The organism is Sphingobacteriales bacterium (assembly GCA_016711285.1).
Classification (GTDB): domain Bacteria; phylum Bacteroidota; class Bacteroidia; order Chitinophagales; family UBA2359; genus JADJTG01.
Window position 1 is genome coordinate 216,757 of record JADJTG010000002.1, and the last position, 14,978, is coordinate 231,734.

Consider the following 14,978-nt stretch of genomic DNA (forward strand, 5'->3'; position numbering starts at 1 on the left):
CTATTTTTTTGTGTATCTTAGCCCCTGAATTTCATTTTTGTATCAAATAGTGTTAAATCGTACTCAAATTATCTGGATTAGCATTTGTGCAGTTTTGTTATTGCTCACTTATTTGCTCGGCAGCCGCAAAATGCCCATAGAGATGGCGAAAGCGGAAATGCTCGCCAATAACAGAGCAGCAAAACAACAACAGGAAAATACCGATACAGGTATGCAAATAACCGATTTGCTGGAAACCTGGAAATCGCAATTGACAGCACCTGTGCAAGATACCCTGAAACCTTTGTTACAAGCAGTAAGCAACGAAACCAAAGACAGCACCGCCCTGCGTCGTTTACAACGTTTTTGGTACGGACAAAAAAATTTGGCTGCCTCTGCTTATTACGAACAACAAATTGCACAACAATACCCTTCGGCACACACGCACACACAAGCGGGCAAAGCTGCCTACGATGCTTTCACATTGCAAGGCGACAGCACTACACGCCCCGCTTTGGTGGACATGGCACTACAATCTTTTGAAAAATCTTTGGATTTAGAGCCTGAAAATTCAGAAAACAAGATTAATTTTGCACTCTGTTTGATTGAAGGCAAAAATGCCGTGATGCCCGGTGTACTCAAATTGCGCGAAGTAGTAGAAAAAGACTCTATGAATGTGCGAGCTAATTTGGTGTTGGGCAGATTGGCGATTATGTCGGGGCAAATGGATAAAGCCCTGCTTCGCTTTCAAACGGCTATCGGCGGCGATGCCAACAACTCGGAGGCGTACTATTATTTGGGCGATACTTTCGCCAAATTGGGCAGGCGCGAAGAGGCAATGGCGGCTTTTGAAAAATGCAGAGCCTTGATAAAAGACCCCGCCTTTGATAAAGAATTAGACAATTATATTAAAACATTATTTAATAACAAGTAAAATTATTCAACATTATGCCTTGCGGTAAAAAAAGAAAAAGACATAAAATTGCTACGCACAAGCGTAAAAAACGCCTCAGAAAAAACCGTCATAAAAAGAAAAAATAAACCATAATTTCATTAGTGGTTATTTTTTATAATGGTAAAATGATACGATAATACCATCATTACATGCATATAGGGTGCCTTCGGGCACTCTTTTTTTATATCTTATCGTATGTATATTTTTATTTAACAACAATACTTTTTACTTATTTGAAAAGTAATTTGTGTTTCGTTTATCATATTGGTCGTTTTTGAACCCGCTATATGAAACCCTATCTTAAAAACTTAGACGGATTGCGCTTTATAGCAGCACTGATGGTATTATTACAACATTGTGTGCTGTTTTTGAAAGAATATAACGGGACTACCAGTTTTTTTTATGAAAAATTTCGTTATTTGGGCGGATTTGGTGTGGGCTTGTTTTTTGTGTTGAGTGGTTTTTTAATCACTTACCTGATGCTGAAAGAGATAGAAAAAACAGGTCGGCTATCCATTAAAGATTTCATTATACGGCGTATTTTACGCATCTGGCCACTTTATTTTGCTTGGGGTTTGCTCGGTACGGTTTTAGCTCCTTTTGTGCTGCAAATATTCGGTATTGCTGAAATCAATATGAATGATATAGGACAAAATTTTCTATTTTTACTTTTCTTTGGCATCAACCTCCAATTGATATTTATGCCCTATAATCGAGGCATTATGGAAATATTGTGGTCGGTGTGTATTGAGGAGCATTTTTATTTGCTGTGGCCCTGGTGCTGGCGACAATTGTGGCGCAATTTCTGGGTGCTGATGGCAGTGATTATCAGCATTGGTTTTGCATCGCGCTTAGTGATGATTTGGGGCGAGGAGCATCACGCCTGGAATATGGCTTCGTATTATTTTACTTTGTGCCGCTTTGATATGTTCGCCTACGGAGCCATCGCCGCTTACGCACTGCACAAACGCGCACATATCCCCAAAATATTCAATTTTTTACAACAAAAACCCCTGCAAATTGCTGTTATTATTACGATTATGCTATATGCGGCGGCAGTTTTTGGAGTAGACAATATTTTTTACAATAATGTATGGATTAATTGTTTTTCGGGTATTTTATTCGCATATCTTATCCTCACCGCCACCCTCGAAAATAGCATTTTATCTTTAGAAAACCGCCAACTCCGCGAATTAGGCAAGGTTTCTTACGGTATTTATGTAATGCACCCCATTTTTTGCCATATCGCACTGCGCCTCGTAGGTAAAGTTGCTACATTTTTACCATTTCCTGTATTGTTGTTCAATTTTGCATTCCCCTTGCTGGCTCTTGCACTGAGTGTGCTGGCTGCTTTTATTTCGTATTATTATTTTGAAAGCTATTTTTTACGCCTTAAAAACAAATTCAGCCATTTGGTATAAATATTTTCAGCGCACACGGCGGCGTTTGTTGCGGCTGTAATCCTCAAAAATATAAGAACCCAAACCTTGCAAATCGCTGTAAAAGGCTTTCCCTTGATTGATTTCGGTGAATTCTTGTACAAATTCCTGTAAATAACTGTCTTGAGCTATCATAAAAGTAGTGACAGGAATACGAAGTTTGCGGCAATGAGCTGCCAACGTATAACATTTATTCAAAATTTTGGAATCCAAACCAAAACTGTTTTTATAATAACGGTTGCCTTCTTTCAGGCAGGTAGGTTTACCGTCCGTAATCATAAAAATATGTTTGTTGGGGTTTTTGCGGCGTTGCAATAGATTTATCGCCAACTCCAAACCCGCCACCGTGTTGGTATGGTAAGGTCCCACTTGCAAATACGGTAAATCTTTCACTGCTATCTGCCACGCATCATTTCCGAACACCAAAATATCCAAAGTATCTTTGGGATAAGTGAGGCGCATATATTCGGCAAGAGCCATTGCCACCTGTTTGGCGGGCGTGATGCGGTCTTCGCCGTACAATATCATCGAGTGCGAAATATCTATCATCAACACCACCGAACTTTGCGTTTTAAAATCATTTTCCTGTACTTCCAAATCGCTTTCTTCCAAATAAAAATGCTCCATTCCTTGCCGAATCTGCGCATTGCGCAGCGAGTCGCTCATGGCTATTTGCTCCAGCGTATCGCCAAACTGATAAGGTCGTCGCTCAGGATTGATTTCGTCGCCCTGCCCGCTGAAAGTGCTTTTGTGTCCGCCGCGCCGTCCTTTCTTCATTTTACCAAAAATATGCTCCAAAGATTGCCGCCTGATGGAAGCCTCCGTTTTTGACGTAATTTGGAACAGCCCCGTCTCATTATTTTCCTGCAAGTAGCCGTTTTTTTTCAAATCCTCAATAAAATCGCCCATACCGTAGCCGGAGGTGCTGATGCGATACTGACGGTCTAATTCCGTGAGCCACGACAAAGCCTCCGCCGCATCACCCGAAGTATGAACCAATAATTCTTTAAATAATTCCAGCAGTTGGTCAAAAACCGAACCCACCTTCACTGCTTCCTGATAAGCCGCAAACTGATAACCGTACATCATGGGGACAAATAATTTGAAATCGGACAACTTTGTTTTTTTAATCAAAAAAGTGTTCTAAAAAACCGACAAATAAGCTCTTTTTACATACTTTTAAATTTGAAAAATAAAAAAATATCGCAAAAATATTATCTCAATAATCATTGTTATTTTAAATAAATGAAACAACTAAATTATATCATAATCAAAAATTACACTTACCTTTGCAGGTTCATGCACAACAATATTAGCCTGATTTTTGTTGTGTACTGTCAATAATTTATTATAGAAAGTGTTTTATCATTTTTTTGATGTATTTCTTTCAATAATTTTTTTTAGCCATACACACACAGATACAATTTTTATATGTATAAACCTACCACACGCGTTGCCATTTTAGATATGTACGATAATGTACCCAATGAAGGTATGCGCTGTATTAAACAAATTCTTCACGATTATGCCGAAAAACGCAACATCAAAGTATTATTTGATGTATTTGATGTGCGCGGCAGCGAAGAAATAGCAGATTTGAGCTATGATATATACATATCTACTGGCGGTCCGGGCAGCCCCATTGACAGCGAAGGCAGCGAATGGGAAAAACGCTATTTTAATCTCGTTGATTCCATTCGTGCTTATAATTTGGTACAAGCCCCCGATCGCAAAAAATATGTTTTTTTGATTTGCCATTCCTTCCAGCTTTTTTGCCGCTACTACGGTTTGGGTACGGTATGCAAACGCCGTTCTACGTCTTTTGGTGTATTTCCGGTGCATCTGAGTAATTATGGAAAAATGGAACCTATTTTTGATAATCTCGCCGACCCCATTTATGTGGTGGATTCCAGAGATTGGCAGGTGGTACAACCCAATCAAGAGCAGATGGATAGCATGGGAGCTACGATTTTAGCCCTTGAAAAAGAACGCCCACACATAGATTTGGAGCGTTGTGTCATGTCTATGCGCTTCGATGATGCCATCATCGGCACACAATTTCACCCCGAAGCTGACCCCGAAGGTATGCTCCATTATTTAAAACGTGAAGACAAAAAACAATTGGTGATTGAGCAGCACGGTTTGAAAAAATACTTGGATACCATCGACCACTTGGACGATCCCGACAAAATTGTTCTTACACACAATACCATTTTACCCAATTTTTTGGATATAGTTATTCAGGTGCAGCAAGGTGCTTTGGTATAATTTGTAATAAAAAAGGAAATGTTTTTCCGGCAACATAACACAAAAAAGAGGTTTTTCTGAGCAAAAGCCTCTTTTTTTATTTGATTAGTGTCACATTGCCCTGTTGTGTAAGTGTTTGCGGTGTACCCGTTTCATCGGTGATGCTGTAGCGTATCCACCATATATATACTTCCATTTCACAAGATTTTTCCTGATAAGTACCGTCCCAACCTTGTGTAAGGTCATTGCTTTCAAACATAAGATTACCCCAACGGTCAAAGATTGAAAAACTGATTAAATCTACCGCACCATTGACCAAAGGCAACAATATATCATTATTTCCATCAGAATTGGGTGAAAATGCGGTGGGAACATATAATTGCCCTGCCACAGCCTCGTGTACTACCACCACGGCACTGTCTTGTGTAAAGCAGCCGTTTTCATTGCTGACGGTTAAAAAGTATTCAGCCGTTTCGGTGGGGATAACCAAGGGAGCAGCACAATCGTTACAACTCAAAAACGGCGACTCCTGCCATTGATATACAGCATTGGAAGCATTGGTTTGCGGCGAAAACTGCCACGTTTCACCCAATTGTATGGTGGCATCTCCTCCTATATTCAGCCAAATTTCTTCCGGCTCTTCAATCGTAATATCGGCAATACTACGGCAGCCCTGAGCATCTTCTACCTCTAAATGATAAGTTCCCGCCGTTAAATTTTCAAATATAGACGAACTTACCCAATCGGCATTATTCAAACTATATAAATAAGGTGGCGTTCCATTGAAAACATCTATTGAGATGGAGGCATTGTTATCGCCAAAACATTGCGGTATTTCCACAGAACTATCAAATTCCGGCAAAGGCAAAGCGACGATTCGGAAGCGGGTCAGTGAATCACAGCCCTGCAATGTAATACCTTGTGCAACAGAAATAGTATCGCCGATTTGATATGTTATATTATTATACAACAAAGTAGTGTTTTCGCAAATGGCGGTATCGGCGTATTGAATAACATTTAAAGCCGCATTGATATGAATATACACCAAGGAATCACAAGCGGCACTCGTACTTAAATACAAAGTATCGCTATCTCCGGCGTGATATAGCTTATTACCAATAAATATTTCGTCATTTATACAAATGCTGGTATCAATAGTAGTGGCGGCAAGCGAAAAAGATGTCACCGTCACCGTCACGAGCGAGTCGCAGCCGTTGGAAGCTACAAAAGGAAAAACCTGCGTGTCGCCGCCAAATAATTCAACGCCCTGAAAATTCACGCTTTCGCCTTCGCAGGTCGCGAGTTCTAAGGTGCCGCTCAAATTTTCTGTCTCAACAACCGTCACCGTCACTAATGAGTCGCAGCCGTTGGAAGCTACAAAAGGAAAAACTTGCGTGTCACCGCCAAATAGTTCAAGTCCTTGCACTGTTCCGCTTTTGCCTTCGCAGGTCGCGAGTTCTAAGGTGCCGCTCAAATTTTCTGTCTCAACAACCGTCACCGTCACTAATGAGTCGCAGCCGTTGGAAGCTACAAAAGGAAAAACTTGCGTGTCACCGCCAAATAGTTCAAGTCCTTGAAATGTTACGCTTTTGCCTTCGCAGGTCGCGAGTTCTAAGATGCCGCTTAAATTTTCTGTCTCAACAACCGTCACCGTCACTAATGAGTCGCAGCCGTTGGAAGCTACAAAAGGAAAAACCTGCGTGTCGCCGCCAAATAGTTCAACACCTTGAAAATTCACGCTTTCGCCTTCGCAGGTGGTGAGTTCCAAGGTGCCGCTCAAATTTTCTGTTTCAACAACCGTCACCGTCACGAGCGAGTCGCAGCCGTTGGAAGCTACAAAAGGAAAAACCTGCGTGTCGCCGCCAAATAGTTCAACACCTTGAAAATTCACGCTTTCGCCTTCGCAGGTGGTGAGTTCCAAGGTGCCGCTCAAATTTTCTGTTTCAACAACCGTCACCGTCACGAGCGAGTCGCAGCCGTTGGAAGCGACAAAGGGAAAAATTTGCGTGTCGCCGCCAAATAGTTCAACACCTTGAAAATTCACGCTTTCGCCTTCGCAGGTCGCGAGTTCTAAGATGCCGCTCAAATTTTCTGTCTCAACAACCGTCACCGTCACGAGCGAGTCGCAGCCGTTGGAAGCTACAAAAGGGAAAACTTGCGTGTCGCCGCCGGATAGTTCAAGTCCTTGAAATGTCACGCTTTCGCCTTCGCAGGTCGCGAGTTCTAAGGTGCCGCTCAGATTTTCTGTTTCAACAACTGTCACCGTCACTAATGAGTCGCAGCCGTTGGAAGCTACAAAAGGAAAAACTTGCGTGTCACCGCCGGATAGTTCAAGTCCTTGAAATGTCACGCTTTCGCCTTCGCAGATCGCGAGTTCTAAGATGCCGCTTAAATTTTCTGTTTCAACAACCGTCACCGTCACGAGCGAGTCGCAGCCGTTGGAAGCGACAAAAGGAAAAACTTGCGTGTCGCCGCCGGATAATTCAACGCCCTGAAATGTCACGCTTTCGCCTTCGCAGGTCGCGAGTTCTAAGGTGCCGCTTAAATTTTCTGTCTCAACAACCGTCACCGTCACGAGCGAGTCGCAGCCGTTGGAAGCGACAAAAGGGAAAACTTGTGTGTCGCCGCCAAATAATTCAACGCCCTGAAATGTCACGCTTTCGCCTTCGCAGGTCGCGAGTTCTAAGGTGCCGCTTAAATTTTCTGTCTCAACAACCGTCACCGTCACGAGCGAGTCGCAGCCGTTGGAAGCGACAAAGGGAAAAACTTGCGTGTCGCCGCCAAATAATTCAACGCCCTGAAAACTCACGCTTTCGCCTTCGCAGGTCGCAAGTTCTAAGGTACTACTTAAATTTTCTGTCTCAACAACCGTCACCGTCACGAGCGAGTCGCAACCGTTGGAAGCGACAAAGGGAAAAACTTGCGTGTCGCCGCCAAATAATTCAACGCCCTGAAAACTCACGCTTTCGCCTTCGCAGGTGGCGAGTTCCAAAGTGCCGCTTAAATTTTCTGTTTCAACAACTGTCACCGTCACGAGCGAGTCGCAGCCGTTGGAAGCGACAAAAGGAAAAACTTGCGTGTCGCCGCCTAATAATTCAACGCCCTGAAAACTTACGCTTTCGCCTTCGCATACAGACAAAGACTGTTCGCTTTCATAAGCAGGTAATTCTGCTACAAATACCGTCAATAGGGAGTCGCAGCCGTTTGCCGCTACCAATGTAAAAGTTTGAGTGCTGTTGGGATTTAATAATTCACCATTAAACCACACACCTTGTCCGGCACAAGATTGCAATTCTTGATAGACACTACTATTGGGCAATTCCGCCACTGTAAGCGTAAAAATAGAATCACAGCCATTAACAGCCTGCAAATTAAAAATTTTAGAAGTACCGGCAGCTATAGATTCTCCGTTAAATTCATAAGTATCACCGGCACAAGCAGATACTGTTTGCGAGCCATAAGCATTGGGCAGCGCACTTACTTGCAGCGTGACGGTAGAGTCGCAACCATAGCTATTCGTAAATAATTTGGAAGCACTTTCTCCCGTATAAACAGTTTGTCCGTACCATTGCAAACTACTGTTGCAAATGGCTGTATCTATTTGTATATTATGTATTGGTAATGTTGCTACCTGCACTACTACTATTGAATCGCAGCCTTCGGGCGTAGAAAATGTAAAAGTATGATTGCCTGATGCTATAGAAATATTATTAAAAACAATATAATCGCCTTGGCAAATAGTGGTATCTATATATACGGTAGGAGCAGATGCAGCAGTGATTTTAACTAAAAGTAAGGAGTCGCAATTATTTTTGTTTTTTAAAATGATAGTGGCATCATTACCTGCAATAATTTCCTGCCCGCCTATCCACAAAGAGCCACCTCCACATAAAGTTGTGTCAATAATAGTAGTATCGGCAGGATATTCCACGACCATTACATTGACCACAGAATAGCAGCCCGCCGCCGTTTGGAAATTAAAAGTATGATTACCCGCACTCAACGGAATATTGTTATACACTGCATTTTCGCCCTCGCAAGTATTGAGTGAGATATTTTGAGTGTAAGCAACTTGCTCGGCAACGGCGACCTGTATCAGAGAATCACACCCGTTTTTGGCAGTCAGGAGCGTATCCCACGAAGTACCGGCAGCAATATTATGTCCCATAAATGTATAATATTCGCCTTCGCAAGCTGTAAAGTTAAAGTTTTGATTACTGTTTGGCAAAGGTGATATATTATAAATAACAGTAGAATCACAACCATCACCGGTAAAAGTAATAGCATGATTATAAGTGCCCGGTGTAAGGATTTCGCCTTGCACTATCATAAAATCACCTGCACACAAAGCCGTATCCAATACGGTGGCTTGTGCATTTTTTTCTACAAAAATAATAAAAACTGTAGAGTCGCAACCTGCTGAACTGTTCAGATTTTGGGTAATACCTACATCAGACAGATCATATTGATTGCCCTGATAAGTGTAAATTTCGCCCGGGCACAGCGGAACTTGTACAGAATTATAATAGCTACTATATACCAACACATTATAAAATTGCGGAGCTGAAGCACCACATTCATTGATGGCATAAACCGTAATGAGCGAAGATAAATAGGGTGTGGTGGGGTTGGTGATGGTATAAGTAAAATTATGAGCGAGATTGGTGACACTATTGGAAGGAGTATCTAAAAAAGCGGTATTGCTGCTCATCAATCCGGGCTGATTGCTCACCGTCCAGTGTACATAATCCGCGCCATTTACCTGAATAGTAAGTGGCAAAGGCTCATTTTCGCAAGCTATTTGCGATGGATCCATCGTAAGTGTTACGCTGGGCGGCATACCACAATTCGGAAAAGGAAAAGAGCCTTCAAATTGCTGTAAGTTATTAGGTCCGCTAAAGCCGCAGGGACAATAACAGACCCCCGCAGGAGCATCATCGCACATAGTAAGTGTGGTATTACAGATGCCTCCTTGTGCCGCTTCCATGCCGCCGCCAAACCACGACTCAGGCCACGAAGCCAGCACCACCGTAGCAGAGAGGGTAAGATGAGAACCATTAATATCAACAAATATCGGCGCGCTCAAATTAAAAGGCTGCCCCCAAGTGACGCGCATACCGGAAATTGCAGAACTGATGGTAGTGCCCTGATTGGTAAATGTTGTAGGCGACACGGATACAATCGGTACATCGGTTTCAAAGAAGAAGCCGTAAGTATTGCCATTGGCTCCGGCAGTGCCGCCGGGACCATCGCTCCACACACCAATATCTACCGTAAAACTCACATTTACCGTGCCGTCTGGATTGAGCGTAGGCACGCCATTAATAGAGAAACCCGAATTGTCGCAAGCCTGTACAGACTGAAAAAGGCTGCTGCAACAAAACAGAACTAAATATAAGAAGTAATAATATTTAAAACGAATAATCCCGTTGATGGCACAAAACATAGCAAAACGATTCTTGAATGACGGGACAAAAATTAATTTTGGCGGTAAAAACAACGACCATCATCAATGATGGCACAGGGATAAAATACAAACGATACAAAAACGAAGACAAATATAGAGAAATTGTACAGATTATTCAACAAAAATCTTTCAGAAACGAAACCGCACGACAATTACAGGTCAATTTTAGGTTTTTAACAGCGATTACAAATACCTTTTACGAGCAGTTTGGCTTCCTGCAAACGAAAACCCTGCGGCAATTGAATATCAGGAATCGCAACCTGCTCTATGCAACGGGTTTCGCCACAATGTGTGCATTGAAAATGAACATGCTCATCGTGGTGGGCGTGGTGGGTACAATGTGTAGAGCAAAGTGCATATTTAGTAGTACCGGAGTCGTCCGGCACTTGATGAATTAAGCCTTTTTCCAAAAAACTCTCCAAAGTACGATACAGCGTTACGCGGTCAAAAGCAGTAAGCCAACGTTCCAAATCGGCGTGCGATAGCGCAATTTGTTGTTGCAGAAAAAAATCCAGCGTTTGTTCGCGGCACGGCGTGAGGCGCAATTGATGCGTTTTTAATATTTTTTGTATTTCGTTCATAACCGTAGCACTTTGATAAAAACCCGAGCAAAGTTAGCCTATTTTTGTCAGTAGGCAGTTCTAAAAACAACAATAAAAGATGAAAGATATTCTTTAAATTGCCAAAAATGTTGAAAATCAATTTTTTCCTCCAACTATTTTTTTACTTTATACAAGAACAGCCCTCCAAAAATATTAAAAACAGTTTTGTTTTTTTATAAAAATCTATAGAAATTTATTCCTTTATAAAATTTAAAATAAAGTAAAAAGCGCGGTGTTTCGTCTTATGGTGCATGAACGCAGCAATTTCAATGAACAACAAATCGGAGACAACAACAATTGGTGATACCGTAAAAAAATACGGGCGGCAATTATTTTCTTTTATCAGAGGCAAAACCAAAACGCCGGAAGATGCCGAAGATATTTTGCAGGAAGTATGGTATCAGTTGAGTCGCCTGACGAATTTGGAGGATTTAGAAAATATGAGTGCTTGGTTGTATGCAGTTTCAAGAAATAAAATCACGGATTTGTATCGCAAAAAAACCAGCGACTCCCTCGAAAATTATGCCTACGAAAATGAGGACGGCATTTTTGAAATAAAAGATATTTTATTGTCAGACGACAGCCACCACCCCGAGTTGGCTCTGTTCAAAGATGTATTTTGGCAAGAAATTTTGGCGGCATTAGATGAATTACCTGAAAATCAAAAGCGCGTTTTTATTGACAACGAAATAGAAGATAAAACGCTGCAACAAATAGCCGACGAGCAGGGCGAAAACCTCAAAACCATCATCAGCCGCAAAGGTTATGCCGTAAAACATATCAGAAAAAAATTACAACCTCTCTACAACGACCTCCTAAAAACTTAAGTTATGATTCCTCATCGTAAATCCAAAAAATTTTTCCTTCTTATTCCTCTCAGCATTTTATTGCTATTGCCGCTTGTTATTATGTTGTTATGGAACAATATTGTCACCGACATATTCGGTATCAAAAGCATCACTTATCCGCAAGCAATGGGTTTATTTGTTTTAAGCAGAATATTGTTCGGCAACTTCGGTTTTGGCAGCAGACCCGCCCCTCCTTTCAGAAAGCAAGGTCAAAATCGCTTTTTAGATATGAGCGACGAAGAAAAAAATAAAATGATGCAGGAGTGGAAAAAACGCTCAGGGTGCGAATAATTTTATTTTTTTAAAAAATTTTTAAAGTAAAAATCCGACTCATTCGTCTTCCCTGATATAACAAATTTAAAACATTTCACAATCATGAACAAAAATGTCATAAAGTCTATTATCGGCGGTATTTTATTAGGGACGATTTTGTTTTTTACCGGTCCTTTTATCTTTATTGTACTGCTCCTCAAATTCATTTTTACGCCTTTTGGTATGGGCAGAATAATGATGTATCAGCGATTTGGCAGACACCCGCGGCAGGCTTCTGTACCTTTTGCTATGGCAGACAACATCAGAAATATGAGTGATGAAGAATTTGTATCATTTAAAGAAAAAATGAACAACCGCTTCAATAGCAATTATCCATCATCTTGTAAATATTAAAAAAACTGTTTCTAATGAACCGTAAATCAAATTTTTTAATCGTGTTGTTGAGTGCGGCACTGACGATTGCTGCCTTGTTTGCGAGTGTAGGCAAACCACCTTATATGAAAAAATATCATCACTCGTCATCATACGGGCATTGCCAGCACCACCACCCTGCCGATGAGGTGCAGCCAGCAATACCACCAACGCAGTAAACTGCATAAAATAAGCTACCAGAACAAAAAGGCTGTCTTGTATTGAATAACAAGGCAGCCTTTTTATATACAGGCGGTAGGGTATGTGCAGGCAATGATTTTTTTTCAGACACTCAAAGTTCTTTATAAACATACAAAACCTGCTACCCACATTCGCAGGTTTTGTATGTTTTTTGCACGATATATCATAATTTGTTATTTTGTGAAAAAATCCAATATTATTATCCCTTTTGTTTGACTATGAGTATTGTGTCGCACCCGCCTTCCGCTACATTGCCGCCCGATTTGGAGAGCAATCGCCGTATTTACGACGAATATTTTGATATTGAATTTGCCGTTCAACTTTCCAAGCACGTTTTGGAGATTTTGGAACAATATTATTTTCGCACCCGCCTCATCAACTTTGAGTTGCCCATAGAGCGCAATAATCCCGACCGCCCTTTGGTATTTGCGGGTAACCATTCGGGTATGGCTTTTCCTTGGGACGGTATCATTTTTGCATCTTTATACCTTAAAATGAACAACTATCAACTCAAAAATGCCACACGCCCGCTCTCTGCTCCCCTGCTGTCGCGCTCCACACTGATGAATCCCTTCCTCATTCCCGACCTTTGGAAACGGGTGGGCTGCATTGATGCTACTTTCCCCAATTTTGAAACAATGATGTATTATCCCAACAGCAATTTGTTCATTTATCCCGAAGGAGTTCCGGGTATCGGCAAAGGCTACAACCGCCGCTACCGTCTGCAACGCTTATCGTCTTCTTTTATATATATGAGCATTAAATACAAAACCGACATCGTTCCGGTTTATACCGTCAATGGGGAGTATATCAATCCGCAATCGTATAGTATTCCCTGGCTCAACCGCCTCACCGAAAAAATAGGAATTCCTTTTATTCCGATAGGCTTACTCTTGCCTTTTTGCTCATTCAGCCGTGGATGTTTTATTATTCTTTTCCTGCCAAACTCACCTTTGTTCGCGGCAAACGTATCAAAGTATATGAAATGACCGACCGCCCCGCCGACTCGCTGCACCGCGATGAACTGCGCGATATAGCAGAAAACCTGCGCCGCCAAATGCAAGCCGAACTCGACGAAGGTGTAGCTACCTACGGGAAAAATCCTTATTCTCTGCGCGAGCATATCAGCGTGTTGTGGAAGAACCGCTATTTGTTTCCCTACACCGTACCGCCGGGCTGGCCTCTGCTTTTTGCCGAATTTGAAAGGGTGTGGAAACGCCGCAAAGCCGGCGAAGAAGTAAAAATGCGGCTGGGGGCTTTTTCGGTGCTGCGCATTATTTTTCAAAATCCCTTAGTGTTATGTTATTACATTCCCATTTTAGGGTGGATTCCTTTACTCATAAAAGGCTATCGCAATAATAAATTGTAGGGCATTTGGTAGAAAAATATTGGTTGTGATTGTTGTGTTTTTTTTTAATAAAAATTTAATTTCACACAACAAAAATCCCTGTAAGAAAGCAAACATCTTACAGGGATTTTTACATTTATTATAAACTGTTCAAAAAACTATTTTGGAACGTTGTTGGGGTTCAGCAAATCGTAAAATTGGTCGAGTTTTGGCAAAATGATGATGCGGGTGCGGCGATTAGTAGCTCTGCCTTCGGCAGTACTGTTGTCGGCGAGGCGATTATACTCTCCGCGACCGGCGGCAATAAGGCGGTTGGGATCTACATTGAAATTATCCTGTAACACACGCACCACCGAAGTAGAACGTTTTACGCTCAAATCCCAGTTGTCGTCCATACAAGCCGTTTTGATAGGCACATCATCGGTGTAGCCTTCCACCATCACTTCCACTTCGGGGCGCGACTGCACGATTTGCGCAATTTTTTCCAACACCGAATAAGCCCGCGAAGTGAGTTTAGAACTGCCGCTTTCGTAGAGCATTTTATCCGACAAATTCACAAAAACCACTGTTTTATCCACTTTAATCTCCACATCTTGGTCTTCTATGCCATCGCGCAAAGCACTTTTTAAGTTCACCGACAAAGCCAAATTGATAGAATCAGCTTTTGTTTTGGCGGCTTGCAACAAGTGAATATATTTATCCTTTTTCTCCAACTGCATCAAAGTTTCTTTGATATTTTCATTGGCAGCCTGCGACAATACCGTCAAGTTGCCCACTTGCTGCACTTGTTGTTCGCGCTGCACTTTGAAGTCGGCAATCTGGTCTTTCAAATCCTGAATTTGCTCCTGACGTAAGCGCATTTCATTGCCGATTTTGTCTTTTTCTATTTCGCAAGCCTCCAATTTTCCCATATAATCGTGGAGTTGTTTGCCACATTTTCCCAAATCTTCATTGGCAAACTCCAACTCCGCCTGCAAGTTGCGAAATTTCTTTTTGCTCACGCAAGAAGTCATACTGCTTACCACCAATAAGGAAAGCAGCAGTGTAATTTTGATATGTTTTGTCATATAAATAAAGAATTTTGTTGAAAATGCAAAAATACACCATAAATATGGTGAATAAAAATCGTAGCGCATTATCATTGCAATTAGATTTTACTTTCGGGTGATTATATCATACAAAAAGCGCGAAACTATATATATGTTCCG

Annotated in this window: 13 protein-coding genes; 9 read left to right on the forward strand and 4 right to left on the reverse strand. The window is 41.6% G+C overall.

All coding sequences use genetic code 11. The features are described 5' to 3' along the window. Window positions 1-49 precede the first annotated feature (49 nt). Both IPL35_01140 and IPL35_01145 read left to right on the forward strand, forming a co-directional pair. Window positions 50-913 carry a tetratricopeptide repeat protein gene (locus IPL35_01140; GenBank protein MBK8442086.1) on the forward strand — a complete coding sequence of 288 codons (864 nt, stop codon included), beginning with the start codon at window positions 50-52 and terminating at the stop codon, window positions 911-913. Between the two features lie 308 nt (window positions 914-1,221). Then, complete coding sequence (locus IPL35_01145; GenBank protein ID MBK8442087.1) at window positions 1,222-2,355, forward strand: acyltransferase; 1,134 nt, start codon at window positions 1,222-1,224, stop codon at window positions 2,353-2,355. Between the two features lie 6 nt (window positions 2,356-2,361). Here the strand turns inward: IPL35_01145 and IPL35_01150 are convergent, their stop codons facing one another. Next, window positions 2,362-3,459 (reverse strand): hypothetical protein, encoded by a 1,098-nt coding sequence (locus tag IPL35_01150; GenBank protein MBK8442088.1) that lies wholly within the window; start codon window positions 3,457-3,459, stop codon window positions 2,362-2,364. Between the two features lie 345 nt (window positions 3,460-3,804). Between IPL35_01150 and IPL35_01155 the strand changes: the two genes are divergently transcribed. Beyond that, on the forward strand, window positions 3,805-4,641 hold the full coding sequence (locus IPL35_01155; GenBank protein MBK8442089.1) for a GMP synthase: 837 nt from the start codon (window positions 3,805-3,807) through the stop codon (window positions 4,639-4,641). A gap of 76 nt (window positions 4,642-4,717) precedes the next feature. Here IPL35_01155 and IPL35_01160 read toward each other — a convergent pair whose 3' ends face one another. Beyond that, window positions 4,718-10,066 (reverse strand): gliding motility-associated C-terminal domain-containing protein, encoded by a 5,349-nt coding sequence (locus IPL35_01160; GenBank protein ID MBK8442090.1) that lies wholly within the window; start codon window positions 10,064-10,066, stop codon window positions 4,718-4,720. Window positions 10,067-10,260: 194 nt separating this feature from the next. Continuing rightward, a complete protein-coding gene (locus IPL35_01165) occupies window positions 10,261-10,668 on the reverse strand; it encodes a transcriptional repressor (GenBank protein ID MBK8442091.1) in 408 nt (135 codons plus the stop codon). Window positions 10,669-10,958: 290 nt separating this feature from the next. On the opposite strand from IPL35_01165, the gene IPL35_01170 reads away from it, so the two are divergent. The 6 genes from IPL35_01170 (at window position 10,959) to IPL35_01195 (ending at window position 13,791) form a co-directional block, all read left to right on the forward strand. Further along, window positions 10,959-11,516, forward strand: a complete 558-nt coding sequence (locus IPL35_01170; GenBank protein ID MBK8442092.1) for a sigma-70 family RNA polymerase sigma factor — start codon at window positions 10,959-10,961, stop codon at window positions 11,514-11,516. A gap of 3 nt (window positions 11,517-11,519) precedes the next feature. Beyond that, window positions 11,520-11,828: a hypothetical protein gene (locus IPL35_01175; GenBank protein MBK8442093.1), complete on the forward strand. Its 309-nt coding sequence runs from the start codon at window positions 11,520-11,522 to the stop codon at window positions 11,826-11,828. Window positions 11,829-11,912: 84 nt separating this feature from the next. Further along, on the forward strand, window positions 11,913-12,203 hold the full coding sequence (locus IPL35_01180; GenBank protein MBK8442094.1) for a hypothetical protein: 291 nt from the start codon (window positions 11,913-11,915) through the stop codon (window positions 12,201-12,203). A 14-nt stretch (window positions 12,204-12,217) separates the two neighbouring features. Further along, window positions 12,218-12,400 (forward strand): hypothetical protein, encoded by a 183-nt coding sequence (locus IPL35_01185; GenBank protein MBK8442095.1) that lies wholly within the window; start codon window positions 12,218-12,220, stop codon window positions 12,398-12,400. A gap of 234 nt (window positions 12,401-12,634) precedes the next feature. After that, entirely contained in the window at window positions 12,635-13,411 is a 777-nt protein-coding gene (locus IPL35_01190; GenBank protein MBK8442096.1) for a hypothetical protein, read from the forward strand. After that, window positions 13,342-13,791: a hypothetical protein gene (locus IPL35_01195; GenBank protein ID MBK8442097.1), complete on the forward strand. Its 450-nt coding sequence runs from the start codon at window positions 13,342-13,344 to the stop codon at window positions 13,789-13,791. Before IPL35_01190 ends, IPL35_01195 begins: the two co-directional genes overlap by 70 nt. A 137-nt stretch (window positions 13,792-13,928) precedes the next feature. Here IPL35_01195 and IPL35_01200 read toward each other — a convergent pair whose 3' ends face one another. Further along, window positions 13,929-14,837 (reverse strand): OmpA family protein, encoded by a 909-nt coding sequence (locus tag IPL35_01200; GenBank protein ID MBK8442098.1) that lies wholly within the window; start codon window positions 14,835-14,837, stop codon window positions 13,929-13,931. Window positions 14,838-14,978 lie beyond the last annotated feature (141 nt).

Excerpts from the sequence above, each read along its gene's own strand:
- IPL35_01145 (MBK8442087.1), top strand. The coding sequence starts at position 1,222 with ATGAAACCCTATCTTAAAAACTTAGACGGATTGCGCTTTATAGCAGCA.
- IPL35_01150 (MBK8442088.1), bottom strand. The coding sequence starts at position 3,459 with ATGTACGGTTATCAGTTTGCGGCTTATCAGGAAGCAGTGAAGGTGGGT.
- IPL35_01155 (MBK8442089.1), top strand. The coding sequence starts at position 3,805 with ATGTATAAACCTACCACACGCGTTGCCATTTTAGATATGTACGATAAT.
- IPL35_01160 (MBK8442090.1), bottom strand. The coding sequence starts at position 10,066 with ATGTTTTGTGCCATCAACGGGATTATTCGTTTTAAATATTATTACTTC.
- IPL35_01165 (MBK8442091.1), bottom strand. The coding sequence starts at position 10,668 with ATGAACGAAATACAAAAAATATTAAAAACGCATCAATTGCGCCTCACG.
- IPL35_01170 (MBK8442092.1), top strand. The coding sequence starts at position 10,959 with ATGAACAACAAATCGGAGACAACAACAATTGGTGATACCGTAAAAAAA.
- IPL35_01175 (MBK8442093.1), top strand. The coding sequence starts at position 11,520 with ATGATTCCTCATCGTAAATCCAAAAAATTTTTCCTTCTTATTCCTCTC.
- IPL35_01180 (MBK8442094.1), top strand. The coding sequence starts at position 11,913 with ATGAACAAAAATGTCATAAAGTCTATTATCGGCGGTATTTTATTAGGG.
- IPL35_01185 (MBK8442095.1), top strand. The coding sequence starts at position 12,218 with ATGAACCGTAAATCAAATTTTTTAATCGTGTTGTTGAGTGCGGCACTG.
- IPL35_01195 (MBK8442097.1), top strand. The coding sequence starts at position 13,342 with ATGTTTTATTATTCTTTTCCTGCCAAACTCACCTTTGTTCGCGGCAAA.
- IPL35_01200 (MBK8442098.1), bottom strand. The coding sequence starts at position 14,837 with ATGACAAAACATATCAAAATTACACTGCTGCTTTCCTTATTGGTGGTA.